General features: G+C 69.0%; 22 protein-coding genes and 1 pseudogene. 15 read left to right on the top strand and 8 right to left on the bottom strand.

The features are described 5' to 3' along the window. The first annotated feature begins 220 nt into the window (after nucleotides 1-220). The gene (locus tag ACH4YP_RS25420) at nucleotides 221-1,255 is read left to right on the top strand and encodes an FAD-dependent monooxygenase (RefSeq protein ID WP_398492659.1); all 1,035 of its coding nucleotides are present in this window, start codon (nucleotides 221-223) and stop codon (nucleotides 1,253-1,255) included. Nucleotides 1,256-1,404: 149 nt separating this feature from the next. Here the strand turns inward: ACH4YP_RS25420 and ACH4YP_RS25425 are convergent, their stop codons facing one another. Next, a complete protein-coding gene (locus ACH4YP_RS25425) occupies nucleotides 1,405-3,204 on the bottom strand; it encodes a hypothetical protein (protein WP_398492661.1) in 1,800 nt (599 codons plus the stop codon). Nucleotides 3,205-3,683: 479 nt separating this feature from the next. Between ACH4YP_RS25425 and ACH4YP_RS25430 the strand changes: the two are divergent. Together ACH4YP_RS25430 and ACH4YP_RS25435 are read left to right on the top strand one after the other, a co-directional pair. Continuing rightward, nucleotides 3,684-3,914, top strand: a pseudogene (locus tag ACH4YP_RS25430) (ATP-binding protein); the annotation flags it as partial. A gap of 228 nt (nucleotides 3,915-4,142) precedes the next feature. Beyond that, nucleotides 4,143-5,063, top strand: a complete 921-nt coding sequence (locus tag ACH4YP_RS25435; RefSeq protein WP_398492663.1) for a DMT family transporter — start codon at nucleotides 4,143-4,145, stop codon at nucleotides 5,061-5,063. Between the two features lie 289 nt (nucleotides 5,064-5,352). Here the strand turns inward: ACH4YP_RS25435 and ACH4YP_RS25440 are convergent, their stop codons facing one another. Continuing rightward, complete coding sequence (locus ACH4YP_RS25440; protein ID WP_398492665.1) at nucleotides 5,353-6,363, bottom strand: LacI family DNA-binding transcriptional regulator; 1,011 nt, start codon at nucleotides 6,361-6,363, stop codon at nucleotides 5,353-5,355. A gap of 197 nt (nucleotides 6,364-6,560) precedes the next feature. Between ACH4YP_RS25440 and ACH4YP_RS25445 the strand changes: the two genes are divergently transcribed. From ACH4YP_RS25445 to ACH4YP_RS25460, 4 genes are all read left to right on the top strand, one after another. Further along, on the top strand, nucleotides 6,561-7,679 hold the full coding sequence (locus ACH4YP_RS25445; protein ID WP_398492667.1) for a substrate-binding domain-containing protein: 1,119 nt from the start codon (nucleotides 6,561-6,563) through the stop codon (nucleotides 7,677-7,679). Between the two features lie 162 nt (nucleotides 7,680-7,841). Beyond that, a complete protein-coding gene (locus ACH4YP_RS25450) occupies nucleotides 7,842-8,876 on the top strand; it encodes an ABC transporter permease (RefSeq protein ID WP_398492669.1) in 1,035 nt (344 codons plus the stop codon). Then, nucleotides 8,873-9,655, top strand: coding sequence for an ATP-binding cassette domain-containing protein (locus ACH4YP_RS25455; RefSeq protein WP_361068348.1), 783 nt, complete (start codon nucleotides 8,873-8,875; stop codon nucleotides 9,653-9,655). The genes ACH4YP_RS25450 and ACH4YP_RS25455 overlap by 4 nt, the downstream gene beginning before the upstream one ends. Before the next feature lie 19 nt (nucleotides 9,656-9,674). Then, on the top strand, nucleotides 9,675-10,733 hold the full coding sequence (locus ACH4YP_RS25460) for an aldose 1-epimerase (RefSeq protein WP_398492670.1): 1,059 nt from the start codon (nucleotides 9,675-9,677) through the stop codon (nucleotides 10,731-10,733). An 83-nt stretch (nucleotides 10,734-10,816) separates the two neighbouring features. On the opposite strand, the gene ACH4YP_RS25465 is transcribed toward ACH4YP_RS25460, so the two are convergent. After that, the gene (locus ACH4YP_RS25465) at nucleotides 10,817-11,476 is read right to left on the bottom strand and encodes a hypothetical protein (RefSeq protein WP_398492672.1); all 660 of its coding nucleotides are present in this window, start codon (nucleotides 11,474-11,476) and stop codon (nucleotides 10,817-10,819) included. A gap of 383 nt (nucleotides 11,477-11,859) precedes the next feature. On the opposite strand from ACH4YP_RS25465, the gene hemL reads away from it, so the two are divergent. From hemL to ccsB, 7 genes are all read left to right on the top strand, one after another. Continuing rightward, nucleotides 11,860-13,224 (top strand): glutamate-1-semialdehyde 2,1-aminomutase, encoded by a 1,365-nt coding sequence (hemL, locus tag ACH4YP_RS25470; RefSeq protein WP_361068354.1) that lies wholly within the window; start codon nucleotides 11,860-11,862, stop codon nucleotides 13,222-13,224. After that, nucleotides 13,221-13,895, top strand: coding sequence for a histidine phosphatase family protein (locus ACH4YP_RS25475; RefSeq protein ID WP_361068357.1), 675 nt, complete (start codon nucleotides 13,221-13,223; stop codon nucleotides 13,893-13,895). The genes hemL and ACH4YP_RS25475 overlap by 4 nt, the downstream gene beginning before the upstream one ends. Nucleotides 13,896-14,115: 220 nt before the next feature. Beyond that, nucleotides 14,116-15,450, top strand: coding sequence for a hypothetical protein (locus ACH4YP_RS25480; RefSeq protein ID WP_398492675.1), 1,335 nt, complete (start codon nucleotides 14,116-14,118; stop codon nucleotides 15,448-15,450). Nucleotides 15,451-15,551: 101 nt separating this feature from the next. After that, on the top strand, nucleotides 15,552-16,229 hold the full coding sequence (locus tag ACH4YP_RS25485) for a TlpA disulfide reductase family protein (protein WP_361068363.1): 678 nt from the start codon (nucleotides 15,552-15,554) through the stop codon (nucleotides 16,227-16,229). Nucleotides 16,230-16,235: 6 nt separating this feature from the next. Beyond that, nucleotides 16,236-17,003 (top strand): cytochrome c biogenesis protein CcdA, encoded by a 768-nt coding sequence (locus tag ACH4YP_RS25490; protein WP_361068366.1) that lies wholly within the window; start codon nucleotides 16,236-16,238, stop codon nucleotides 17,001-17,003. Between the two features lie 3 nt (nucleotides 17,004-17,006). Beyond that, nucleotides 17,007-18,893, top strand: coding sequence for a cytochrome c biogenesis protein ResB (locus ACH4YP_RS25495; protein ID WP_398492677.1), 1,887 nt, complete (start codon nucleotides 17,007-17,009; stop codon nucleotides 18,891-18,893). Further along, nucleotides 18,890-20,011, top strand: a complete 1,122-nt coding sequence (gene ccsB / locus ACH4YP_RS25500; protein ID WP_398492679.1) for a c-type cytochrome biogenesis protein CcsB — start codon at nucleotides 18,890-18,892, stop codon at nucleotides 20,009-20,011. The genes ACH4YP_RS25495 and ccsB overlap by 4 nt, the downstream gene beginning before the upstream one ends. Here ccsB and ACH4YP_RS25505 read toward each other — a convergent pair. The 3 genes from ACH4YP_RS25505 to ACH4YP_RS25515 form a co-directional block, all read right to left on the bottom strand. Continuing rightward, on the bottom strand, nucleotides 19,996-21,156 hold the full coding sequence (locus ACH4YP_RS25505) for a hypothetical protein (RefSeq protein WP_398492681.1): 1,161 nt from the start codon (nucleotides 21,154-21,156) through the stop codon (nucleotides 19,996-19,998). The genes ccsB and ACH4YP_RS25505 overlap by 16 nt on opposite strands. 209 nt (nucleotides 21,157-21,365) lie before the next feature. Next, entirely contained in the window at nucleotides 21,366-22,343 is a 978-nt protein-coding gene (locus tag ACH4YP_RS25510; RefSeq protein ID WP_398492683.1) for an isopenicillin N synthase family dioxygenase, read from the bottom strand. Further along, nucleotides 22,324-22,791: a nucleoside deaminase gene (locus tag ACH4YP_RS25515; protein ID WP_398492685.1), complete on the bottom strand. Its 468-nt coding sequence runs from the start codon at nucleotides 22,789-22,791 to the stop codon at nucleotides 22,324-22,326. The genes ACH4YP_RS25510 and ACH4YP_RS25515 overlap by 20 nt, the downstream gene beginning before the upstream one ends. Nucleotides 22,792-22,951: 160 nt before the next feature. On the opposite strand from ACH4YP_RS25515, the gene ACH4YP_RS25520 reads away from it, so the two are divergent. Then, nucleotides 22,952-23,485: a hypothetical protein gene (locus ACH4YP_RS25520; protein WP_398492687.1), complete on the top strand. Its 534-nt coding sequence runs from the start codon at nucleotides 22,952-22,954 to the stop codon at nucleotides 23,483-23,485. Between the two features lie 40 nt (nucleotides 23,486-23,525). Here ACH4YP_RS25520 and ACH4YP_RS25525 read toward each other — a convergent pair whose 3' ends face one another. After that, nucleotides 23,526-24,296, bottom strand: coding sequence for a VOC family protein (locus ACH4YP_RS25525; RefSeq protein WP_398492688.1), 771 nt, complete (start codon nucleotides 24,294-24,296; stop codon nucleotides 23,526-23,528). Between the two features lie 129 nt (nucleotides 24,297-24,425). Continuing rightward, complete coding sequence (locus ACH4YP_RS25530) at nucleotides 24,426-24,869, bottom strand: GNAT family N-acetyltransferase (RefSeq protein ID WP_361068389.1); 444 nt, start codon at nucleotides 24,867-24,869, stop codon at nucleotides 24,426-24,428. Nucleotides 24,870-24,949 lie beyond the last annotated feature (80 nt).

Here is a 24,949-nt window from a genome sequence, read left to right on the forward strand (position 1 = left end):
TCTACGGTACACAGTAATTAACAGTGTCCATAGGACACAGTTTCTAGAGTGGAGGAATCCGTGAACGGGAACGTCCTCATCTCCGGCGCGAGCATCGCCGGCCCCGCGCTGGCCTACTGGCTGGGACGGGCACGGCTTCAAGCCCACCGTCGTCGAACTGGCCCCAGCCCTGCGCGGCGGCGGTCAGGCCGTCGACTTCCGCGGCGAAACACACCTGACCGTGCTGGAACGCATGGGCCTGACTCCCGAACTGCGCCGCATCGAGACAGGCGGCAGCCCGATGCGCTTCGTCGACGAACGCGGCCGAACACTGCTGCACCTGCCTGCCGAGTTCGCCGGCGGCGAGATAGAGGTGCTCCGCGGGGACCTGGCCCGGGTGCTGTACGAGCACAGCCGCCCACACGCTGAATACATCTTCGGCGACTCGATCACCCGCCTCACCGAGACCCCCTCCGGCGTGCGGGTCGACTTCCAACAGGGAGTCTCACGCGACTTCGACCTGGTCATCGGCGCGGACGGATTGCACTCCAACGTCCGTTGCCTCGCCTTCGGCCCAGAGGAGGAGTATGTGAGCCACCTCGGCTACTACGCCGCCACCTGGCCGCTGCCCAACGACCTGGGTCTGAGAAAGGGCTCGGTCGGATACAACGCACCGGGGCGTCTCGCCTCGGTCGGCGCCGACCACCGGGACCCGGCACATGCCAGGGCGTTCGTCGTCTTCGCCGCGCCTGAACTGTCGTACGACCGCCATGATTCCGAACAGCAGAAGGATCTGATCGACAACGCGCTCGCCGGTCTCGGCTGGGAGGTGCCCCGCCTGCTCGCCTCACTGCAACAGGCCCTTGACCTGCACTTCGACTCGATCAGCCGCGCAGATGTGGATACCTGGTCCACAGGGCGAGTGTGCCTCGTCGGTGACGCCGCCTGCGGGGCCACCATCGGCGGCATGGGCACAGGAACCGCGGTGGTCGCCGCCTACGTGCTGGCCGGCGAACTCGCACGAGCCCAGGGCGACTACCGGGTGGCCTTCACTCGGTACGAGGGCAGGCTTCGGAAGTACGCCCAGGGCTGCCAGGCAGGCGGCGACCGCACCGGCAGGTTCCTCGCCCCCGGCACCGCCACCGGCATACGTCTCCGCAACACCCTGCTGTCCCGCCCCTTGTTCCTGAACGGAATGCTCAAGCTGGGGGCGAAAATCAGCAGCACCGTAGACCTGCCCGACTATCCGTTCGGCACCAGCCGCGTCATGCGATGACTTGATCACGGCGACGCCTGAGCCGTCGATTCTCCGAGCGCCGGCCGAGCATCGAGGCTTTCGTTTGGTGGCCAGCCGGCGGAGAAGTCGTACGGCTCGGCACCGGGGAACACCCGAAACGCTATATCGGCCTTGCCTGGTTCATCTGATCACCTTGGATCACCCGAGATCACCTGATGGTGATGTGCTGAGGCTGTCGACCATTGACGCCCGAGTGCCCGTATGCGCAGTCCGGCGGTATGCACACTGGCGGTACAGCGATAGCCCCGATCGGACCGTTGCACCACGTCGATCCGGCCCCAAGCCAGAAACGCCAGAGCTTCCTCCACTTCGTCCTCCCCGACGCGGTAGCCGCGGGTTCGAAGCTCGCGGCGAATGGAGGTGAGATCGAGCCAGCCGCCTTCCTCAAACGGGTCTTCCGCTTCCGCGTTCAAGATGTCGACGAGCGTGTACTCGAGCTGACTGCGAGTCTCCTGCGCTTGCCAGTATCCGAGGAGGGCATCTCTACGCTGGGTTGCACGCAACGAGGGATCGACTAGAGGTGCCAACTGGCCCAACGTGAGCGGTGTGTGCTCCTGGCGGCGGACGATCTCGGCCAGCAACTCGGTCTCGATGACCGCGATCGCAGGGTCGTCATCGGCTTCCCTGAGCATGCGGCGCTCGAACCCCGGACCGATGAGAAGGGTGACTTGAGCACCGATTTGAGCCCGGTGTTCCGGCAGCCCGAACAACGACTGATCTACGACGCGTCCAACGGCCGAAGCCTTTGCCTCCACAGCCAGGACCGGGGAGTAGGCGCCGATGCCGAAACGTACTCGTCCGTCCGGACGTCCGTTGCCGCCAACGTGTTCGCCGGGTAAGCCCAGATACCCCAGGGCGGCGACGGCGGCCTTCTCCAAACGCTTGTGGTTTGGGCTGTCACGTGCGGCGCTGTTCAGTTCTGCCGCGATCTCCTCCCCGGGCGCGACGGCCGGCTGAGCGGTATCGGGACGACTGCCCGGATCGTGGTTGGCGTAACTGTCGGTCGAGGGGCGGGATATGGCATCTTCCGGGCTGAGGCAGGGCAGCGAGTCCTTGAACGCCAGCCCGAGAGGGGTCGTACGGTAGACGGTCTGCGAGAGACGGGAGACCAATCCGCACGCCTCAAGGAGGTTGAGACGCGTATTGACCGCGCTCCGGGAGACGGCCTTCTGCCGGTTGGGGAGGTACTGAGCGCTCCGTTCCGCAAGCGCTCCTGTAGTAAGCCGATCTGCTCCGTCGAGCTCACCCAGAATTTCGCCGAAGAAGGCGATGGAGGCGTGGACGGTGCGTGCGAGATCCAGCGTCTCCCCGGACTCGGTCCATGCGACGGCGCCAGGTGTGGCGCTCCAGGTCGTTGATGACGTCCGCTGAATAAGTCCGAGAGCCTTGAGGGCCTCTCTCGCGGTGCGTGCTGTGGCCGCGGTCTGAGCTTTGGGGAAGTTGGCCTGCACGAAGTGAATGAAGTCGGCGTCCTTGATCGACGGTATCGCCGCCTCTGTGAGCATGTGTAGCGCGTCCAAGCTGCCGCCGTTTGCGGAAGTACCCGGGATGTAGAGATTCGCGCCGTCTGCCCGGGCTCGGAGTTTGGCCTCGTCCAATGAGTCGATCAGATCGGCAATTGCGCCCACAGCCGGTGTGAGCCGTTTGGTCATGTCGGCTTCGTCGGGCTCGGGCCTTCCCAAAACAAGGCGGGCCAGAACACTACGGCCTGCGTCCGTCAGGTGGAGGTGGCCGTTGAAGAGGTCGACCATGCCTGCGACGGAGAGCCACGCAGTTCGGTTGTGCACCGGCCCCGTTGTGTCCCACGGCAGGTCGTACTCCTCACGAGCCACAGCCAGCAGTTGCTCATATGTGCGAGGCTCAGATGCGAGGGCGCTCATGACTTCGCCGACAAATCTGACGTTGATGTGGAGCGCCTCGATCAGCACGGCTGAATCGCTGTTTCGGTACCAGGCTTGCGTTGCGGCACTGGGCATCAGGGCTGGACCCTCGCGTGAGAGCAGCCCCGATCGGACAAACCGCTGAAGCTGGTATCGGTCGAGTCCACCGGCCTGCGGTAAGGAGACATGCCCGTCTGGGGGCGCGACCTTGCTGGACGTCAACTCCTCGACCAGGTCTCGGAGTGTGCCCATCCATTGGGATCGCTTTCCTGGCAGCACAGGCATACCCATGGCCCGTTCCGCCCATGGTTGTGGGTGTATCAGATCTCCCATGGCCGCGGACACTACAGATGGTGTGACGTCCATGTCTCAGGTGTTGGGAATCCTGGTGGCAGATATGGCGGGCCTTGTTTCTTCCATGGGACTGGTGCTGGAGTGGCGCACCACGTCGACGAGGGCTCGCCGACGCATCAAGGCATTTCCGTCAGCGGGTCGGGCACGAAACCTGTTGGGAGGTTGGGGCGTCAGCCGAGATGCTCTTCCAGGTTCTCACCGAGCGTGAGGAGAAGAGCAGTATTGCGATCGCCTCGAACGAGGCGTTCACAGGCTGGAGCAAGGCGTTCACCGGCCCGCGGCTCTGCGCGGCGATCGTGGACGGGCTCACCTTCAACGCCACCCTCATCGAGACCGGCACCGAGTCCTACCGCCTGGCCCGCACCAAAGCCCGCCGGGACAAGACGGGCCCCCAGCTGCGATAGAGCGGATCTTCGCAAGGAAACGGGGTCCGGGAGGCCGCCCTGGTTAGGCTGCGTGCCGTGCATTCTCACCGGATCATCTGCCCGCCGCCCCGCTCCTGAGCGGGGTGCTTCCCGGGCCCGGCCGACTCCTGCGGTCGCGGCCCCAGTTCGGCGTGGCCTGACCCGCCGATGATCCGCTGACGCCCCGCTCCGACGTGCCTTCATCCATGTCGAAGTCGGAGCCCTTCCATGCCCGCACACTCTTCACCCGCGGCTGCCCGCATCCCGCGGTCCGGCGCCGCCCTGCTGGTCCTTGCCGGACTCCTCTGGGGCACCGGCGGTCTCGCCGGCTCACTCCTCGCCTCCCGCGCCGGGCTGCAGCCGGTCGCCGTCGCCGCCTACCGACTCCTCGTCGGCGGCGCACTCATCACCGCGTATGCCGCGGCGGCAGGCCGGCTCACGGCCGCGCCGCGCACGCGCGCGGCGGCTGCCCGGGTAGCCGCCTCCGGCCTGCTGCTGGCCGTATTCCAGGCCGCCTACTTCGCGGCGGTGGAGGCCACTTCGGTCGGCCTGGCGACACTGACCACGATGGTCGCCGTCCCCGTCCTGGTCACGGCCGGCTCCGCCGCCCTCGACCGACGCCTGCCCACACGCCGTGCGGCAGGATCGGTCGTGATCGCTGTCGGCGGGCTGGTGCTGTTGCTCGGTTCCCCGGCCGGCGCGGGTACCAACCGCGCTACAGGCGCGGGCCTCGCGCTGATCGCCGCGCTGGGGTTCGCCGTGCTCACCCTGGACCGCCGGGCGCCTCTGCCCGGCCTGGACCGGTCCGCCGCGACCGGGCTGGGCTTCCTGGTGGGGGGCCTGCTGCTGTTGCCCATCGGCCTGGTGACCGGGATGGAACTGCCACCGCGGGTGGACGCTGTCGGCGCCTTGGTGTTCCTCGGGCTGGTGCCCACGGCCGTCGCCTACACCAGCTACTTCGCAGGTCTGCATCGCGCCGGTGCAGCCGCCGGTGTTGTCGCAGTCCTCCTGGAACCACTCACCGCCACTTTGCTTGCGGGGCTCCTCGGCCATGAGTCCATGGGCGGGGCCCAGATCCTCGGCGCCTTCCTCCTCCTGGTCTCGATCGGGATCCAACAGGCTCCGGCCAGAGCGACCTCCACATCGTGAACACCCCCTGCCTGTCCACGGTTGACTCTCCTGCGAGGCACTGAGCGGGTACTCGGGCGAGCCGGTCCGTCCATCGCCCGAGCACCCAGCGGGGACCAACCCGACGAGCCCCATCGACGGAGTGGTCCCAGTTCAAGCCGCCCCCGGGGCCATCCCGGCACACCTGATCTTGATCAACAGCCCACGAAATGGGGCCGGTTGGAGTCGCCTCGGTGGGGCCACTGAACGGATCTGTGCCAGAGCCCAGTGAACGCCGCCCCAGCCGGTCGAGCGCGTCCGTTCAGTCCTGTCAGCCCTGGCGAGGTCCTCCCGCCCTGATCTCGCCCGACCCCCGCTCGATCAGCCGAGTCGGAATGGTGACCGTGCGGGTGGGTGACCGGTCGCCGTCCAGTCTGCGGAAGAGCATCTCGGCGGCTGTTCTGCCCAGTTGCTCGACGTCCTGGGCGATGACGGAGATCCCCGGGCTGAGGAGGTCGGCCAGGGGGAAGTCGTCGAAGCCCAGGTGGGCGACGGTGTTCTGCAGGCCTAGTGCGCGCAGCGCCCGTACGGCTCCGATGGTGACGAGGTTCTGGCTGGTGAACAGGGCGGTGGGCGGGTTCGGCAGCGCCAGGAGCTGCCTGGTCGCGGTGATGGCGGATTCCTCGCTGGCGCCGGTGTGCCGGACGATCTCGTCGTCGTACTCGATGTGCGCGACCTCCAGGGCGTGCCGGTAACCGTCGAAGCGCTGGGCGGCGGTGGGGATGGTCGCGCGGTCGCCGAGGTAGGCGATGCGGCGGTGGCCTGCCTTCAGCAGGTGGTTGACGGCGGTGATGGCGCCCTGCCGGTTGTCGGAGACGGCGGTGTCGGCGTCGAGCAGGCTGGGCTCGCGGTCGACGAAGACCATGCGGGTGCCCGTCCGCTGCTCGCTGATCAGATAGCTGTGGTCGCGGCCGGCCGGCACGATGACCAGGCCGTCGACCCGCCGGTCGATGAGGGCCTGGGCCAGCTCCCGTTCCCGCGCCGGGTCCTCGTCGAGGCTTCCGACCAGCACGAGTACTCCGCGCGCCCGAGCCACGTTCTCGACGGTGCGGGTCAGGGCCGCCGAGAAGGGGTTCGCCGAGTCCTCGACGAGCATCCCGATCGTGGCCGTCCGGCCGTCCCCGCGGCGCAGGCTGCTGGCGGTCAGGTTGGGCCGGTAGCCCAGCTTGTCGGCCGCTTCACGTACCCGGGCGGCGATGGCCGGATCGACGGTGGGCACCTCGTTGACCACGCGCGAGACCGTCTTGATGGCGACGCCGGCCAGTGCCGCCACCTCACGCATGGTGGGGCGGCTACGGGCCGACGGTGGCGGTGGCTCGCCAAGAGTCATCGTTGTCTCCAGCTGATTACGCGTTACCTACTCGTTGCCCATGCATGTCTACCAGTGTCTTGACTCGCTCGTCCATATGGGCCCAGTATCCCGTCGAGTCAACGTTGTCTCAGCGTCGGCCACGGGACGGCTCCGAAAGGGATCAAGCCATGAACCTCTCCATCAGCCAGGTGTCGGGCCACCGCAGTCGGCGCACCCGGGCGGCAGCGATCGGCATCAGCGTGTGCCTCTGCGCGACCCTCGCGGCCTGCGGCTCCTCCGACGGAAGCTCCTCGTCGTCCGGCGGCGAGAAGGTGGGTGTGTCACTGATCCTGAAGACACTGAGCAACCCGTACTTCGTCAGCATGGAGAAGGACGCCAAGACCCAGGCCGCCAAGGACAAGGTGAGCCTCACCGTGGCGGCGGGAACGTCGGACGGCGACACCCAGACCCAGATCACCGCCATCGACAACGCCGTCTCGCGTGGCGACAAGGGCATCCTGATCACCACGAACGGTGACGCGGTGAACACCGCGCTGAAGCGCGCCAAGCAGGCCGGCCTGTTCGTGATCGCCCTGGACACCGCGCCGAACCCGGCGAGCGTCGCGGACATCACGTACGCCACCGACAACGAGCAGGCGGGCAAGCTCGACGGCGAGTACGCCGCGGCCGCGCTGGAGGGCAAGCCGGCGGTCATAGCCATGCTCGACCTGTTCAACAACCAGGTCGTCTCCGTCGACATCAACCGCGACCACGGCTTCCTCAAGGGCATGGGCATCGACCCGGGCAGCAAGACCGAGAACGGCAAGGAGGCCAAGACCGGCAAGTACACCGGCGGCAAGGGCGGCACCTACACGATCGCCTGCCACCAGCCGACCCAGGGTGCCATCGACGGCGGACGCACCGCGATGGAGAACTGCCTGTCCGCCAACCCGGACATCAACGTGGTCTACGCGATCAACGAGCCGGCGGGCGAGGGCGCGTACAACGCGCTGAAGGCGGCGGGCAAGACGAAGGGCGTCGCGATCTACGCGATCGACGGCAGTTGCTCGGGCCTGAAGAACGTCACCAGCGGCAAGTTCGCCGCCGACGCCGTGCAGTACCCGGGCAAGATGGCGGCGCTCGGCGTCAGCTCCATCGCGAAGCTGGCCCGCGGCGGCAGCAAGCCCAGCGTGACCAACGGGAAGTCGTTCTACGACACCGGCACCGCGCTGGTCGCCGCCAAGCCCATCGAGGGCCTGAAGGTCCAGTCCCCGTCGCAGGCCGCCTCCGCCTGCTGGGGCAGCTGACCCGGCCGGCCGGGTGTGCCGCCGGTACGGCACCGCACCGGCGGCACACCCGCACCGCACGAGCCCATGAGCCGAGCCCATGAGCCGAGCCCATGAGCCGAGCCCGCAACCCGCAATGAAGGCCCGCACGAGGGCACGAGGGAAAGAACCGGAAGGACCCCTGTGACCACCCACGTGGACAGTCAAGCCACACCGGCACCGGCGGAGGAGTTCCTCAACCGGCCCGCCACCCCAGCTCAGCGCATCCACTCGGTGCTGCACCGTCAGCCGGCACTCAGCCCGGCGATCGTGCTGGTGATCTCCGCGATCGTGTTCTCCCTGGTCAACGACCGCTTCTACGCGTTGCAGAACCTGTCGCTGATCGCCCAGCAGACGGCCGTCATCGGCTCGTTGGCCGTCGGTCAGACCGTCATCATCCTCACGGCCGGCATCGACCTGTCCATCGGCGCGGTCATGGTGCTCGCCTCGCTGCTGATGTCGAAGCTCGTCGCGGACAACGGCGTGCCGGGCGTGCTTGCCCTGCTGGCGGGAGCGGCCGTCGCCGTCGCCGCACAGGCCCTCAACGGGCTGCTGGTGACCAGGATCAAACTGCCGCCGTTCATCGTCACGCTCGGCACCCTCAGCATCTTCACCGCGATCACGCTCATCTACGCCAAGGGCCAGACCATCGCCCTGCAGCCGGACAACATCCTCATGTGGAGCGGCGAGACCGTCTCCATCGGGCAGTTGAACCTGACCAACGGCGTCCTGCTCATGATCGCCCTGTACGCGGTGATCGGCTACGCGCTGCGCTACACCGCCTGGGGCCGTCACCTGTACGCAGTCGGCGACGACATCGAGGCCTCCCGCCTGGCCGGCATCTCCGTCAACCGGGTGCTGCTCAGCGCCTATGTGGTCGGCGGGTTCGCCATCGCGGTGGGTGCCTGGATCCTGGTCGGCCGGGTCGGCGGCGGTGACCCCAACAGCGGCCTCAACGCCAACCTGCAGTCCATCACCGCCGTCGTCATCGGCGGCACCAGCCTGTTCGGCGGACGCGGCGTGGTGATCGGCTCGCTGATCGGCGCGCTGATCGTCCAGGTCTTCGTCAACGGCCTGGCGCTGGCCGGCATCGACCCCAACTACCAAGTCCTCGCAGTCGGCGTCCTGGTGATCGCCGCTGTCTCCGTCGACCAGTGGATCCGGAGTGTGAAGTCGTGACGACCGCCACCGCCCCCGTTCTCGAGGCCAAGGGCCTGGTCAAGGTCTTCGGCCGGGTCATCGGCCTGAACGACGTCGATCTCACCCTCTACCCCGGCGAGGTCCTCGCCGTCATCGGCGACAACGGCGCCGGCAAGTCCACCCTGATCAAGTGCCTCTCCGGGGCGCTCGTCCCGGACCGGGGCAGCATCCTGGTCGACGGCTCCGAGGTGAACTTCAAACGGCCGCAGGACGCCCGCGAGGCCGGTATCGAGACGGTCTACCAGACCCTCGCGGTGGCCCCGGCGCTGGACATCGCCAGCAACCTGTTCCTCGCCCGCGAGATCCGCCGCAAGGGTGTGCTCGGCTCGGTGTTCCGCATGCTCGACACCGGCGAGATGAAGCGTCAGGCGTCCGACCACATCAAGCGGCTCGGCATCGGCACCCTGCAGAACATCAACCAGGCCGTGGAGACGCTCTCCGGCGGCCAACGGCAGTCGGTGGCCGTCGCCCGGACGGCGATCTTCGGCGGCCGGGTGGTCATCCTCGACGAACCCACCGCCGCCCTCGGCGTCCGCGAGACCGGCCAGGTGCTCAAGCTCGTCCGCGACCTGCGCGACCAGGGCCTCGGCGTCATCCTGATCAGCCACAACATGCCCAACGTCTTCGATGTCGCCGACCGCATCCACATCCAGCGCCTCGGCGGCTGCGCCGGGGTCATCACCCCGCAGTCGTACTCGATGGAGGACGCGGTGGCCATCATGACGGGGGCGAAGAAGCTCGCCCCGGAAGCCGGATGAGATGAGGGGAGGGCCCGGGATGGCGGACACGTACCAGATCACCGAAGGCCGCCTCGGCGAGGAACCCACCGTGACCGTCTCGGCGCCGGACGGCCGGGCGCGCGCCGTCCTCGCCCTGCGCGGGGCGACACTGCTGAGCTGGCAGGTGGCACGCGAAGCGCCCGGCCAGCTCACGGAACAGAAGGACCTGACGGAACAGAAGGAACTGACAGAACTCACAGAACTGACGGACGGCTACCGCGACGAGACGGAAATGCTGTCGCAGGACGGCGTACGGGCGGGCCTGCTCGCCCCGTTCCCCAACCGCGTCGCCGACGGCCGCTACCGGTACGGCGGCCGCGACCACGATCTGCTGCCCGGCCGCTTGGCGGACCGCACGGTCTACCACGGCTTCGCGCGCGAGGCGCCGTTCCGGATCGTCGCGGCCACCACGACGGCCGACTCCGCGCGGCTGCTGCTGCGCACCACGAGCCTGAGGCCGGGCCGGTACCCCGGCTACCCGTTCGCGCTCGACCTCGACGTGGAGTACACCATCGGCCGCCGCGAACTCGGCATCGAGATCCGCGCGACGAACGTGGGCGAGACCACCGCCCCCTACGCGTCGGGCTGGCACCCCTACTTCACGCTCTCCCGCCCCATCGACGACCTGGTCCTGCAGATCCCGGCCCACACCCTGATCCGCACCGACGCCTCCCTCATCCCCCTGCGCGGAGAGGAGGCCCTGCTGCCCCTGGACCGCCGCCCCGACATGGACTTCCGTACGCCCAGGAAGCTCGGCGACGCCGTCATCGACGCCTGCTTCACCGACCTGGCCCCCGGCCCCGACGGCCGGACCGAGACGGTGCTGAGCGACCCCGCGACCGGCGACGAACTACGCGTGTGGCAGCACGGCGGGAACATGCACGTCTTCACCGGCGACACCCTGGCCCGCGACCGCCGCGCCTCCATCGCCCTGGAACCCGTCGAGGCGACGACCGACGCCTTCAACCGCCCCGAACACGCCGACGCCCTCGCCCTGGAGCCCCGCCGACAACGGAAATTCCACTTCGGCGTCACGTACCTGCCCTCAACTCACTGAACGGTGACGGCACTGAAAAGGGCGAGGCCAAAAGGCCTCGCCCGCTACCAGTGAAACCCCGGATCGGATCGGGTCGGATCGGATCAGGGCCAGACCAGGCAATAAGGCTGGTGCCCCGCCTCATGCAGTCGGTGGCTGAAGTCCTGCCACTCGTGCAGCAGTTGGTACACGTTGTACGCGTCTCGGGGGCCGCCGCGGTCCGGGACCGTGGACCAGATGAAGGCGGCCGCGCCCACGGCCTCCTCGCCGATGCCGCGCAGGGGGTCGACGACGGTCATGGGGAGCTTGACGACGGCGTAGTCGGGGTGGAGGACGACGAGTTCCAGCGGGGGCACCTTGTGCAGAGGTATGCCCTCTATGCCGGTGAGGACCATCGCGGCCATCGTCTCCGGCTTGATCTTGGTGAACATGCCGTTCATGCCGAGCTCGTCGCCGCCGAGTTCCTCGGGCCTCATGGAGATCGGAACGCGAGCGGCGGTCGCGCCGTCCGGGGCTCCGAAGTATTTGTACGTCACCCCCACCCGGCCACCATTCCCGCTTCCTGCCCTGAGCTGGTCCGCCCCGCGGTCTGTGTAGTCCATACCGTCCATACGGCTCGACGGGTCGTTCCGCTCAGGTTCGCCCTGTGATCCCTGTGCGTGACGTGTCTCGGCCGCTTCCGCCTCGCGTCGGTGCTTCCCCCGCCGGGCACGCCGAGGACCCAGGTCATCGGTCCCCTCGCCCAGTCCGCCACCGCGATGCATATCTCCACCCGACTGCTTTTCCAAGGCGCGCGACCCCCGCCACGCAACCCGATCATCGTGAGAGTGACCTCCCCCACGACCGCCCGCCGAAACGTGCGTTGAAACACTTGTCCGTCGCCGTGGACCGACCCCACGCGCGTGAAGTCAACTATCCCCGAGAACGGCACCTTCAGGGAGTCTAGGTAGTTCGCGCTCGCGGTGACCAACGAAGTGTGGAGCGGCGCGCGGTATCGCGTGACAGCAGGGTATACCGTTCCCGAGCCGATTAGCAGATATAGGTGAAATCGGGCATCTGGAGGGGATGGTTCGGACGGGAGGGCTCTGCTGCCGGAGACCCCGGGGCAGAGCCGGGGCGTACGGCCCCGGGCCGTACGCTGAAGGACATGGCAGAGGCGAACAACAACTCCGGCGGTGCGTCACCCGAGGCGGGGGCAGTGATCCCCTATCCCTATGAGGCGCCGGTCTCGCAGACCCTTTTCGACCGTGCGGCGGCCGTCACGCCCGGTGGCGTGAACTCTCCCGTCCGCGCGTTCCGGGCCGTGGGCGGTACGCCCCGGTTCATGGTGTCCGGCAACGGTCCCTACCTGACGGACGCCGACGGGAGGGAGTACGTGGACCTGGTCTGTTCCTGGGGGCCGATGATCCTCGGCCATTCTCGTCCCGAGGTGATCGCGGCGGTCCAGGAGGCCGTGTCCCGAGGCACCTCCTTCGGTACGCCGGGGGAGGGCGAGGTCGCACTCGCCGAGGAGATGACCGGGCGGATCGAGCCCCTCGAACAGGTGCGGCTCGTGTCCAGCGGGACCGAGGCCACCATGTCCGCGATCCGGCTGGCCCGCGGGTTCACCGGCCGCGCCAAGGTCGTGAAGTTCGCCGGCTGCTATCACGGGCACGTGGACGCGCTGCTCGCCGCGGCCGGCTCCGGTGTCGCCACCTTCGGGCTTCCCGACACCCCGGGCGTCACCGGCGCCCAGGCCGGGGACACCATCGTCCTGCCGTACAACGATCTCGACGCCGTGCGCGAGGCCTTCCGGGCCCACCCCGGTGAGATCGCCTGCGTCATTACGGAGGCTTCGCCCGGGAACATGGGTGTGGTGCCGCCCGGGCCCGGGTTCAACCAGGGCCTCAAGGACGTCTGTGCCGAGGGCGGCGCGCTGTTCATCTCCGACGAGGTCATGACCGGCTTCCGTACCAGCAGGGCCGGCTGGTTCGGGATCGACGGCGTCACCCCCGACCTCATGACCTTCGGCAAGGTCATGGGAGGCGGCTTCCCGGCCGCCGCGTTCGGCGGGCGGCGGGATGTCATGGCGTACCTCGCGCCCGCGGGTCCCGTCTACCAGGCCGGCACCCTGTCCGGGAACCCGGTCGCGACCGCCGCCGGGCTCGCGCAGCTGCGGCTGCTCGACGACGCCGCGTACGTCAAGGTCGACGCGGTGTCCGAGCAGATCCGTACGCTCGTCACGGACGCCCTCACCAAGGAAGGTGTGGCGCACCGGCTGCAGAACGCGTCCAACATGTTCTCCGTCTTCTTCACCGAGGCGGAGGTACGTAATTACGAGGACGCGAAGGCGCAGGAGTCGTACCGCTTCACCGCGTTCTTCCACTCGATGCTGGCGCAGGGTGTGTACCTGCCGCCGTCCTCGTTCGAGTCCTGGTTCGTGTCGACGGCGCACGACGAACGGGCGGTTCAGCGGATCGCCGACGCCCTTCCGGCGGCGGCACGGGCAGCAGCGGAGGCCACGGCAGCATGAGTGACATCACCGTCGTACACGTGATGCGGCACGGCGAGGTCGCCAACCCGGACGGGGTTCTGTACGGGCGACTCCCGGGCTACCACCTGTCCGAGCTCGGGCAGCAGATGGCCGAGCGGGTCGCCGAGCACCTCGCCCCGCGGGACATCACCCATGTCGTCTCCTCCCCGCTGGAGCGGGCGCGCGAGACGGCCACGCCGATCGCCAAGTCGCACGGCCTCGACCTCGCCACCGACGGCCGACTGATCGAGGCCGAGAACATTTTCCAGGGCAAGACCTTCGGCGTCGGGGACGGTGCGCTGCGCCGGCCCGAGAACTGGAAGCACCTCGTCAACCCGTTCAGGCCGTCCTGGGGCGAGCCGTACGTGGACCAGGTCGTACGGATGATGGGGGCGCTCGACGCCGCGAAGGACGCGGCCCGGGGGCACGAGGCGGTGTGTGTCAGCCATCAGCTGCCGATCTGGATCGTGCGGTCCTATGTGGAGCGGCGGCGGTTGTGGCACGACCCGCGGAAGCGGCAGTGCACGTTGGCGTCGCTGACGACCTTCACGTACCAGGGCGACAAGATCGTGTCCGTCGGCTACAGCGAGCCCGCGCGGGATCTTGTGCCCGCGCATCTGCTGGCCGGCGCCAAGCCCGTGAAGGGCAAGTCCAAGGCCTTCGGGGCGTAGTTCTCATCGTGAAGGCAGTGGGGGCCGGCCTCTGGGCCCCCGAGAAAGTTGCCCTGCCGGGACGGGAAATCGGTCTGTCACGTTCCGGGGTGTCCGTTACAGGTTCATCTTCGTATAGTCACCGAAATATCTGCGTGTGACCGGGAACCCACGTGTTCGTCGTGCCCTCTAACCCGGTGTCCATTCGACATGGGCACCGGGCGCGACGAATGGGGACGGAATGCGCGGCATCAGTCGGAGGGGAGCGCTGGGGCTCGGAGTCGGGACCGCGGCCGCGATGGGACTCGCGGGCTGCGGTACCGCACTGGGAGACGGCTCCGGCGGGGCCGGGGGTTCCGGAAACAGTGGCGGAAACCGCGGCGGAAACCGTGGTACCGGCGGAAATCGTGGTACCGGCGGAAACAAGGGCGGCGACCACCCCGTACGCCCCATCGGTGACGGTTCCACCTCCTTCACCGGGAAGCAGCCTAAGCAGCCCGGTAAGCCCCGGCGTCTGGAACCCGGCGAGACCCCGCCGCAGTTCGTCGTCTTTTCCTGGGACGGCGCGGGTGACGTCGGCAACGGCCTCTTCGAGCGATTCCTGAAACTCTCCGAAGAGCACGACGCGAGCATGACGTTCTTTCTCTCCGGGCTCTATCTGCTGCCCGAGTCGAAAAAGCGCAAGTACCTCCCGCCGAACAACGCGCCGGGCGCGTCCGACATCGGTTATCTGACGGACGACCACATCAAGTCGACGCTGAAGAACGTCCGGCGGGCCTGGCTCGACGGCCACGAGATAGGCACGCACTTCAACGGCCACTTCTGCGGCGGCAGCGGCACGGTCGGCAACTGGACGCCCGCCCAGTGGAAGAGCGAGATAGCCCAGGCGAAATCCTTCGTGAAGGAATGGCGTACGAACACCGGCTGGAGCGAGGCCGAGGTGCCCGCGCTGCCCTTCGACTACGAGAAGGAACTCATCGGCGGCCGCACGCCCTGCTTGCTCGGCCAGGGCAACCTGCTGCCCACCGCCCGCGAACTCGGCTGGCGCTACGACGCCTCCTCGCCCGGCGGCACCCAGGTCTGGCCCAGGAAGAACGGCGGCGTCTGGGACCTGCCGCTCCAGGCGATGCCCTTCCCCGGCCACTCCTTCGAGGTCCTGTCGATGGACTACAACATCCTCGCCAACCAGTCGGTCAACTCGACGCAGGCCCCGCCCGCCAACTACCCGGCCTGGCGCGAGCAGGCGACCAAGTCATACATAGCGGGCTTCGAGCGGGCATACGGGGCCAATCGTGCTCCCTTCTTCGTCGGTAACCACTTCGAGGAGTGGAACGGCGGCATCTACATGGATGCCGTGGAGGGCGCGCTGAAGCACATCGCCGGCAAGAAGGACGTACGCCTGGTGTCGTTCCGCCAGTTCGTGGACTGGCTCGACGCGCAGGACCCGGCCGTCCTGGAGAAGCTGCGCTCGCTCGGTGTGGGGCAGGAACCGGACGGTGGCTGGAACAGGTTCCTCGGCCAGGCCGGCACGAACTCCGCGAACCGGCCGGAGAAGGGCACGGGCAAGGCCGCCTGACGCCCGCCGGAGGCAGTGCCCGAAATAGCGTCTGACATGCGGGTTTCCGCCCGCGAGGGGGGTGCGCAAGATCCCCGGAACGGACATGCGAAACTTTTCACATGAGTGCCGCCAGCCGCGCCCCCCAGCGCTCGATCCGGACCCCTCAGCGCACGAACCGTACGAACCGGGCCCACGGCCGTAGTCGCAGCCGTAGTCGTGGCCGCGCCGTCCTGCTGACCGGCGGGGCCGTCGTCGCGGCGCTGCTGCTGTCCGCCTGCGGTTCCGGGGGCAAGTCCGGCGGGGCCGGCAACACCGGCTTCGTCACCGGCTCCGACGGCATCGCGACGGTCGCGAAGAGCGGCCGGGTCGCGGCTCCCGAACTGTCGGGCAGGACGATCGACGGCAAGCAGCTCGACGTCGCCGACTACAAGGGCAAGATCGTCGTCCTGAACGTCTGGGGCTCCTGGTGCGGCCCCTGCCGCCTGGAGGCGAAGAACTTCGTCAAGGTCTCCGAGGACCTCAAGGACCAGGGCGTGCAGTTCGTCGGCATCAACACCCGCGACACCAGCACCAGTCCGGCGATCGCCTTCGAGAAGGCGCACGGCGTCACGTACCCGAGCCTGTACGACCCGACGGGCAAGCTGATGCTCCGCTTCAAGAAGGGCACGCTCAACCCGCAGACGATCCCCTCCACGCTCGTGCTCGACCGGGACGGCAAGGTCGCCTCCCGCTCGCTGTCGGCGCTCAGCGAGGCGAGCCTGCGCAAGATGCTCAAGCCGATCCTCGCGGAGAAGTGACGGCTCGTGTCCCTACTCGTAGCCGCGGGCACCGACCCCAACCAGACCGTCCTCACCGGGGCGCTGGTACTCGCCATCCCGATCGCCGTACTCGGCGGACTCGTCTCCTTCTTCTCACCGTGCGTACTGCCGCTCGTGCCGGGTTATCTGTCGTACGTCACCGGGGTCAGCGGCACCGATTTGGCCGATGCGCGGCGTGGGCGGATGGTCGCCGGGGCCTCGCTGTTCGTGCTCGGTTTCACCGTCGTGTTCGTCTCCGGCGGGGCGCTCTTCGGCTACTTCGGGTCGACCCTTCAGGAACACAAGGAGACCCTGTCCAAGGTGCTGGGCGTGCTCATGGTTCTCATGGGCGTGTTCTTCCTGGGGATGATGCCCTGGCTGACCCAGCGGGAGTTCCGCTTTCACAAGCGGCCGGTCGCCGGGCTGGTCGGCGCCCCCCTGCTGGGTGCGCTGTTCGGAATCGGCTGGACGCCCTGCATCGGCCCGACCCTCGCCTCCGTGCTGGCGCTCTCCTCCGACCAGGCGAGCGCGGGCCGCGGGGCCATACTGACCATCGCGTACTGCGTCGGTCTGGGCGTGCCCTTCGTCGTCGCGGCAGTCGCCTTCCGCAAGGCGCTCGGTGCCTTCGGCTGGGTCAAGCGCCACTACGTGTGGGTCATGCGCGTCGGTGGCGGAATGATGATCGCGACCGGTCTGCTGCTGCTGACCGGCGCGTGGGACAGCATCGTGCAGGAGATGCAGGGCTGGTCCGACGGCTTCACGGTAGGGGTCTGATCGATGGGCACGACACGGGACACGGACGTGCGGACCGGTGGGGCGTCCGGCGAGGCGACCGGCGAGGGGAACGACACCGCCGCGACGGGCAGCACCGCGACGGACAGCGCCGCGGCGCGGGACGCGGGCGAACTCGGTGCGGCCGGGGCGCAGCTGTCCACCGCGCCCCGGGACACGGTCGTACCGGGCTCCTTCGGTGGTGTGCGCGCCCCCGGTGCCGCGGGCTGGCTGGCGTGGACCGGCCGCGAGACCGTCGGCTGGGTGCGCTGGTTCTGGCGGCAGCTGACCTCGATGCGGGTCGCGCTGATCCTGCTCTTCCTGCTGTCGCTCGGCGCGATCCCCGGCTCCCTGATCCCGCAGACGGGCCAGGACGAGACCAAGGTCGCCGACTTCATGGGCCGGCACGAGACCCTGGGGCCGATCTACGAGAAGCTCGGCCTCTTCAACGTCTACAGCTCGGTGTGGTTCTCGGCGATCTACATCCTGCTGTTCATCTCGCTCATCGGCTGCATCGTGCCCCGCACCTGGCAGTTCGTGGGCCAGCTGCGTGGCAGGCCGCCGGGCGCCCCGCGACGGCTGAACCGGCTGCCCGCGTACACGACGTGGCGCACCGAGGCCGAGCCGGAGGCGGTCCGCGAGGAGGCACTGAAGCTGCTCAAGCGGCGGCGCTTTCGCGCGCATGCCGCCGGGGACGCCGTCGCCGCCGAGAAGGGCTACCTCCGGGAGGTCGGCAACCTCGCCTTCCACATCGCGCTGATCGTGATGCTGACCGCCTTCGCCTGGGGCCAGCTCTTCAAGTACGAGGGCAACAAGCTGATCGTCGAGGGCGACGGCTTCGCCAACACCCTCACGCAGTACGACGACTTCAAGTCCGGGAACCTCTTCAGCCCGGACGACCTGGAGCCGTTCAGCTTCGTCCTGAAGAACTTCAAGGGCACGTACGAGCCGAGCGGGCCCAACAAGGGCACCCCGCGCACGTACGAGTCCGACGTCACCTACAGCGAGGGCTCCGACGGCAAGGAGAAGCAGCGGACGATCAAGGTCAACGAGCCGCTCGACATCGACGGCACGAAGGTCTACCTCGTCAGTCACGGGTACGCGCCCGTCGTCACCGTGCGGGACGGCAAGGGCGACATCGTCTACTCCCAGGCCGTGCCGCTGCTGCCGCTCGACTCCAACGTCACCTCCACCGGCGCGATCAAGGTCATGGACGGCTACCGCGACGCCAAGGGCAAGAAGGACCAGCTCGGCTTCCGGGCCTTCTTCCTTCCGGCCTACGGCGGGGCGAACACCGCGGTGGTCTCGCAGTTCCCCGCGCTGCTCAACCCGGTGCTGAACCTGGAGGCCTTCCACGGCGATCTCGGCGTGGACTCGGGCCTCCCGCAGAGCGTGTACCAGCTCGACAAGACCAACATGAAGGGCTTCAAGGACTCCAAGGGCAAGCAGCTCAGGGAGAACCTGAAGCCGGGCGAGACCATGAAGCTCCCGAACGGCGCCGGCTCGATCACCTTCGAGAAGGACATCAAGGAGTGGGCCGGCTTCCAGGTCACCGAGCAGCCCGGCGCCGGCTGGGCCCTCGCCGGAGCCCTCACCGCCATCTTCGGCCTCGCCGCCTCCCTCTTCATCCAGCGCCGCCGCGTCTGGGTCCGCGCCACCGCCGGGCCCGACGGCGTCACCGTCGTCGAAATGGCCGGCCTCGGCCGCAGCGAGTCCGCCAAGGTCCCGGAGGAACTGGGCGACCTGGCCGGAATCCTGTACGACCTGGCGCCGGGCGCACCGGACACTCCGGAAACCCCGAGCACACCGGAGTCCGACCCGGACTCGGAAGCAAAGACCTCCACCCCCGAACCCCCTGCCGTACCTGCCGCCGAAGGGGCTGAGACCAAATGACTCTCGCCGCCGCAACCGAGCTCGCCGCCGCAACCGAGCTCGCCGCCGCGACCAACGAAAACCTCGCGAACCTCAGCAACACGCTGATCTACTCCGCGATGGCCGTCTACACGCTGGCCTTCTTCGCGTACATCGCCGAATGGCTCTTCGGCAGCCGCAGCAAGGTCGGCCGGACGGCCGCCGCGCTGACCGCGGACAAGGACGCCAAGAAGGCGGCGGCTCCCGCGGTCACCGTGAAGAACGCGGGCGGAACAGCCGTACTGGAACGGCCCAAGGTCGTCACGCGGGCCGCCCCCGGCTCCCGGGACGTGCCGGACGGGCCCGGCGCGCACGGCGGGGACGAGCAGGGGGACCTCTACGGGCGTATCGCCGTGTCCCTTACCGTGCTCGCCTTCCTCATCGCCTTCGGCGGTGTGCTCACACGTGCTCTGTCGGTGCAGCGGGCGCCGTGGGGCAACATGTACGAGTTCAACATCACCTTCTCCACCGTCGCCGTCGCTGTGTACCTCTCGCTGCTCGCGATGAAGAAGAACGTCCGCTGGATGGGCCTCTTCCTGGTGACCACGGTCCTCCTCGATCTCGGTCTCGCCGTCACTGTCTTGTACACCGCCAGCGACCAGTTGGTTCCCGCCCTCCACTCGTACTGGCTCTACATCCACGTCTCCACCGCGATCTTCTGCGGTGCCGTCTTCTACGTGGGCGCGGTCGGCACGATCCTGTACCTCTTCAAGGACTCGTACGAGAACAAGCTGACGACCGGCGGGAAGCCCGGCCGGTTCGCCACGTCCGTCATGGAGCGGCTGCCCGCGTCGGCGTCCCTCGACAAGTTCTCGTACCGCGTGAACGCCGCCGTCTTCCCGCTGTGGACGTTCACGATCATCGCGGGCGCCATCTGGGCGGGCGACGCGTGGGGCCGCTACTGGGGCTGGGACCCGAAGGAGACCTGGTCCTTCATCACCTGGGTCGCCTACGCCTGCTACCTGCACGCCAGGGCCACCGCCGGCTGGAAGGGCCGCAAGGCCGCCTACATCGCGCTCATCGCCTTCGCCTGCTGGCTGTTCAACTACTACGGCGTGAACATCTTCGTCACCGGCAAGCACTCCTACGCGGGCGTCTGAGAAGCCTTGGCCGTCGGCGGCAGCGGTACGAGCAGTGCGTGGGACGAGACCGTGCCGCCGGGCTCCCAGCCGGTGGCGCGGGCCACCTCGGGCAGGGCTCGGCGCGCGGCGTTGTGCAGGGAGGGGTGGCCGTCGCCGCGCAGCCCCGCGAAGAACGCCACCCGGTCGGCGATGCCGTCGGCCCGGTCCCGCAGCACCGGGCCGATCAGCCCGACACCGGCCGTGGCCTGCACGTTGTCTACGAGGACGACCGGACGTCCGAGCCGGTGCGCGCGCTGTACGGCACCGGTGTAGGCGTCGTCGAGGTCGGCCAGCAGGGCCCGTACGAGATAACGCTCGGCGTGGGTGCGGGAGTCGCCGCCCGCCCTGAAGTGCCCGGAGAGCAGGATGAGTCCGAGCTTCGGACTGCCGCCCGCGCCCGGGCAGTCGCGGTACCAGGCGGCCGCCTTCCGCAGCCGGCGGTGGGTGGGCGTGACGCCCTCCGAGAAGACCTCCAGGGTCGCCTCGATGATCGGCTCGACGACCGACCCCGTACCGGGCAATGCCGCACTGGACGACCCGGCCGGTGCCCCGGCACCGGACAGCGCGTCGACCCGTCCCCTGCCGGACAGCGTGTCGACCAGTCTGGTCGACACCCGGCCGACCCAGCGGCCGGTGAATCCGGCGACCCAGGAGCCGGTGTCGTTCAGCAGCAGGATCCGCTCGGCCTCCTGCCGGATGCGCGACAGGTCCCGGTCGCGCCAGCCGCCCGCGGCCACTGCCAGCAGCCCCGCCGTCAGCCGCGGGAAGGCGATCCGCCCGGCACCGGCGACCGGCACGGCGAGTTGCTCGGCGATCGCCAGAACGGCCTGTGACACGGGCGACCAGGCCTCGTCGGGCCGCCCCGCCGGGGGCCCCGCGAACGACTCGTCCTCGCAGTCGATCAGCGCGAGGGGCGTGTGCCGCTCGTAGGCGGCCCGGAGTTCGCCGAGCAGCGCGCTCTTGCCGAGCCCGGGCCCGCCCGTGAACACCACGAACGGCGGCTCCTTCGCGTACTCCAGAGGAGTCGGCCCGTGCTGGAACGGGCACAGGCCGACGAGCCGTGCGACGAGGCCGGGCGGATCCGTGTCGAACAGCGCCCCTCGGCCGTGCAGCCCACTGTGCACCGCATCTCCCCCCTGGGGCGGTCCGGTTCGCCCTGCTGTTGAGAGGTGTATCAACAGCAGGGCGGGGAGGGGGAGTTGATTCGGAGTAGGCCGCATGATGTCCGGCAGCTTGCGAAAGTGTCGCCGCGTTTGGCGGAGAGTGATCGCGGAACCGGTGGTCGTGCGGCGCGTGGCTCGTGGTCCGCGGGAGCTCGCTCCGAGGGCCGTCGTCAGTCCACCGTGATCGAGTCCAGTTTCGCCCGCAGATACGTGTGCGAGTCCACCGGCTCGTGGGCCACCCGTCCCACCGGAGCCGGGACGGACTCGACGACGGTGCCCGGGGTGCACTCGCCGAAGTAGACGAGGGACATCAGCTCCTCGGCGGGGGCGTCGGCGGGCGGCGGCAGGACGCGGTGACGGCCCGAGCGCCACCGGTCTCCCGTCCAACGGGCCATCAGGTCACCGATGTTGATGGTGAAGGCCGCCGGGTCGAAGGGGGCGTCCTCCCAGCCGCCGTCGTCCGTGTGGACCTGCAGACCGCCCTTGCCCGCCTGGCGGTCGAGGATGGTGACCGTGCCGAAGTCGGTGTGCGGGCCGATACGGAACTGGCCTTCCTCGGGCTCGCCGACGACCTCCGTACCCGGGTACCAGTTGATGTTGAAGCCGTAGGTCGGGTGGCTCATGTGGCGGGTGAAGAAGTCGGCTTCGAGGCCGAGGGACGCGCCGAGCAGGTCCAGGAGGTGGTTCTCCAGCTCGGCCATCCGGGCCAGGTACTCCTCGCACAGCGCTCGCAGTCCGGGGGCCTCCGCGGGCCAGACGTTCGGCGCGTACCACTCCGCGTTCGTCGCCGGGTCGTCGAAGGGCTCGCGCGTCGCGAAGGTCAGGGACTCCTTGAGGTCGGGCGGCGTCTCCGTGCCCTCCGAGTAGGCGTTGGCCTCGGCGCCCGGGCCGAGCCAGCCGCGGCCGCCGACCTTGACGGCGTACGCCTGCTTCACCTCGGCGGGCAGCCGGAAGAAGGCGCGGGCGGCCTCGCGGATGTCCGCGCGGAGGGCGGGATCGACGCCGTGGCCGGTCACCAGGAGGAAGCCGGCGGTCCGGAGCGCCGCGTCGACCGTACGGGCGATCTCCCGGCGGGCCGCCGGGTCGCCGGAGACCCAGGGCCTCAGGTCGACGGTCGGGATGGTCGGGTCACTCACCGATGTCCTCATTCCACAACTCGGGGCGCTCCTCGATGAAGTCGCGCATCAGGGCGGTGCACTCGGGGTCGTCCAACAGCACGATCTCGACCCCGTGTTCGGCGAGCCAGTCGTGCCCGCCGTGGAAGGTCTCGGCCTCCCCGACGACGACCCGCGAGATCCCGAACTGCCGGACGAGACCGCTGCAGTACCAGCAGGGGGAGAGGGTGGTCACCATCGTCGTGCCCTTGTACGTACGCTGCCGTCCCGCGTTCCGGAAGGCGGCCGTCTCCGCGTGCATCGACGGGTCGCCGTCCTGGACGCGCCGGTTGTGCCCGCGCCCCAGCAGGGTGCCGTCCGCTCCGTACAACGCGGCCCCGATGGGGATGCCGCCCTCCTCCAGCCCCGCGCGTGCCTCCTCGACAGCGGTGACCAGCCACGCGCGTGCCAGCGCCTGTACCTGTGTCTGTGCTTGATCCATGCCGTCCACTTTCCTTCGGCCGGTGTACCGGGGCGACGTGCGGAAAATACCCGGTGGGCGACCAAAGTTGCGGGCACGTAGACCATCGGCCGACGACCGGACGGCCGCTGCTCGCCAGACTGGAGAGCGCACCATCGGCGCCGATCGGGGGAGAAGCAGCGTGGACATGGAGAAGAGCGGCCCGAGCGGTCCGGATCCGCGGGGCCGGACGGTGGCGGACTCGGGGGAGGCCACCGTGCTCGCGGAGCCGGTCTGGCAGCTCATGCTCGTCTGCGTGGGGTGCGGGAGCGTGGGCGGCTGGCTGCTCACGCTCCTGGCCGACCTGTGGCTGTCGCTGCCCTGGGTGCCGATGAAGGGTCCGGCCCGGCTGCTGACCTCCGTCCCCGAACCCTGGCTCACCGTCGGCGCGGTCGCTGCGGGCCTGGCGCTGGGCGTGCTGGTCGGGTTCACCGCCGTGTACGAGTCCCTGACGGTCCGTCTCTCCGACAGCCGCGTGGTCCTCACGATCAGGGAGTCGGACCAGGAGTTCACGCACGACGAGATCGCCCTGGCGTGCCGGGACGGCAAACAGCTCGTGCTGGTCGCCCCGGACGGTGGGGAGCTGGCCCGGGAGAAGTGCGGCCTCCCCTGGCGCCGCCTCGCCGAGGCCTTCGCGGCGCACGGCTACGACTGGGGGGCGCCGCAGCGGTCCTGACCTGGGCAGCGGTCCCAGGAGGCGGCTCCAGGAGGCGGTTCTAGGCGGGCCTGGTGATGACCGAGAACTCCACGCCGAAGGGGTCCGTGATGGTGGCGCTCCGGCCGTACGGGGTGTCCTCGGGGGTGCCGGCGGTGCCGCCCGCCGCGACGGCACGGCCGACGACGGCATCCGTGTCGGCCACCTCGAACGTGGTCGCCCAGACGGACCTGGGGGCGACCGGGAGGCCGAAGATGCCGCCGATCTCATGGCCGTCCGGGCGGCGCAGGAAGGTGAAGTCGAGGTCCGGGAGGGTCTCGTTGAGGTCGAGGGTGTAGTCGAACACGGTCGTGTAGAAGGCCCGGGCCGGCTCGGGGGCCGGGGTGACCAGGTCGTTCCGTACGAGCGAGTCGGGCTCGTTCACGACCTCGCAGCCGATGTGAGCCCGCGCTTCCCAGAGGCCGAAGCGGGCGCCGACCGGGTCCTCGGCGAGGGCCGCGCGGCCGTGCTCCCCGATGTCCGTCGGAGCCGTGAGCACGGATCCGCCCGCGTCGGCGACGCGCTTGGCGGTGCCGTCGCAGTCCGCCGTCGCGAAGTACATGGTCCAGTCGGGGTTCGTGGCGGCCGGGACGGCCGGGGCGGCCTGTGCGATGGCCGCGACGGGGAGCCCGCGCAGCAGGCACACCGTGCCGAGGCCGGTCTGCGCGGAGTCCGGTGCGTACTCCCATCCGAAGAGCGCGTTGTAGAACTCCAGCGCGCGTTCGAGGTCGGGCACCCGGAGGTCGAGCCAGGTGGGCGTACCGTCCGGCTGGATGGTGGTGACGAGGCTCATGAGGGCTCCTTGGTCGGTCGTCGGTCGTCGGCCGTCGGTTCGTCGGTCGACGGAGGCGGTGAGCCCGACGATAGGAGCCGTGTAGGCCAGACCATGTCCTATACGAGCAGGGCTCAGGTCCGGCGTGCCTCACGCCAGCCGCAGGTCGATCCAGAGCGCGCTCTCGCCCGGCAGGGTGTACCGGTCGAACTCGACGAATCCGTGCCGTTCCGCGAACCGGAGTCCTTCCGTGTTGGCGGCCAGCACGACGGTCTCGATCCGGCGGGCGCCGAGTTCGCGCGCCTTCGCCAGCCCCCGTACGTAGAGCTGCTCGCCGAGTCCCTGGTGGCGGTGGGCGGGGAGTACGCGGGCGATCACGGTGGCCGTCGCCGTGTCGTCCGTGGGCGGGCGGACCGTCGTGCACCCGACGAGGACGTCGTCGAGGTAGGCGACTTCCAGGTGGTTCCGGGCGGCCCGTTCCCGCACCTCGGCGAGGTCCATGGCGGCGGGCGGCACGATCACGTTGTGAACGTGCCGCCAGTCTTCGAGCAGGGGCTTGTCGGCGCCGACTTGCTCGATACGAAGATCAGTCATGGCAGCAGGGAATCCCCGCGGGCGGGCGATCGTCAACCGGGTTCTTCGCCCCCGCCGCCCCTACCCGTCCCGTCCCTGGG

The organism is Streptomyces sp. NPDC020747 (assembly GCF_044334695.1).
Classification (GTDB): Bacteria; Actinomycetota; Actinomycetes; order Streptomycetales; family Streptomycetaceae; genus Streptomyces.

What these genes read in the sequence shown, in the direction of transcription:
- ACH4YP_RS25435 (WP_398492663.1), top strand. Translation starts at nt 4,143, where the DNA reads ATGCCCGCACACTCTTCACCCGCGGCTGCCCGCATCCCGCGGTCCGGC.
- ACH4YP_RS25440 (WP_398492665.1), bottom strand. Translation starts at nt 6,363, where the DNA reads ATGCGTGAGGTGGCGGCACTGGCCGGCGTCGCCATCAAGACGGTCTCG.
- ACH4YP_RS25445 (WP_398492667.1), top strand. Translation starts at nt 6,561, where the DNA reads ATGAACCTCTCCATCAGCCAGGTGTCGGGCCACCGCAGTCGGCGCACC.
- ACH4YP_RS25460 (WP_398492670.1), top strand. Translation starts at nt 9,675, where the DNA reads ATGGCGGACACGTACCAGATCACCGAAGGCCGCCTCGGCGAGGAACCC.
- ACH4YP_RS25465 (WP_398492672.1), bottom strand. Translation starts at nt 11,476, where the DNA reads ATGCATCGCGGTGGCGGACTGGGCGAGGGGACCGATGACCTGGGTCCT.
- hemL (WP_361068354.1), top strand. Translation starts at nt 11,860, where the DNA reads ATGGCAGAGGCGAACAACAACTCCGGCGGTGCGTCACCCGAGGCGGGG.
- ACH4YP_RS25475 (WP_361068357.1), top strand. Translation starts at nt 13,221, where the DNA reads ATGAGTGACATCACCGTCGTACACGTGATGCGGCACGGCGAGGTCGCC.
- ACH4YP_RS25480 (WP_398492675.1), top strand. Translation starts at nt 14,116, where the DNA reads ATGCGCGGCATCAGTCGGAGGGGAGCGCTGGGGCTCGGAGTCGGGACC.
- ACH4YP_RS25485 (WP_361068363.1), top strand. Translation starts at nt 15,552, where the DNA reads ATGAGTGCCGCCAGCCGCGCCCCCCAGCGCTCGATCCGGACCCCTCAG.
- ACH4YP_RS25495 (WP_398492677.1), top strand. Translation starts at nt 17,007, where the DNA reads ATGGGCACGACACGGGACACGGACGTGCGGACCGGTGGGGCGTCCGGC.
- ccsB (WP_398492679.1), top strand. Translation starts at nt 18,890, where the DNA reads ATGACTCTCGCCGCCGCAACCGAGCTCGCCGCCGCAACCGAGCTCGCC.
- ACH4YP_RS25510 (WP_398492683.1), bottom strand. Translation starts at nt 22,343, where the DNA reads ATGAGGACATCGGTGAGTGACCCGACCATCCCGACCGTCGACCTGAGG.
- ACH4YP_RS25515 (WP_398492685.1), bottom strand. Translation starts at nt 22,791, where the DNA reads ATGGATCAAGCACAGACACAGGTACAGGCGCTGGCACGCGCGTGGCTG.
- ACH4YP_RS25525 (WP_398492688.1), bottom strand. Translation starts at nt 24,296, where the DNA reads ATGAGCCTCGTCACCACCATCCAGCCGGACGGTACGCCCACCTGGCTC.
- ACH4YP_RS25530 (WP_361068389.1), bottom strand. Translation starts at nt 24,869, where the DNA reads ATGACTGATCTTCGTATCGAGCAAGTCGGCGCCGACAAGCCCCTGCTC.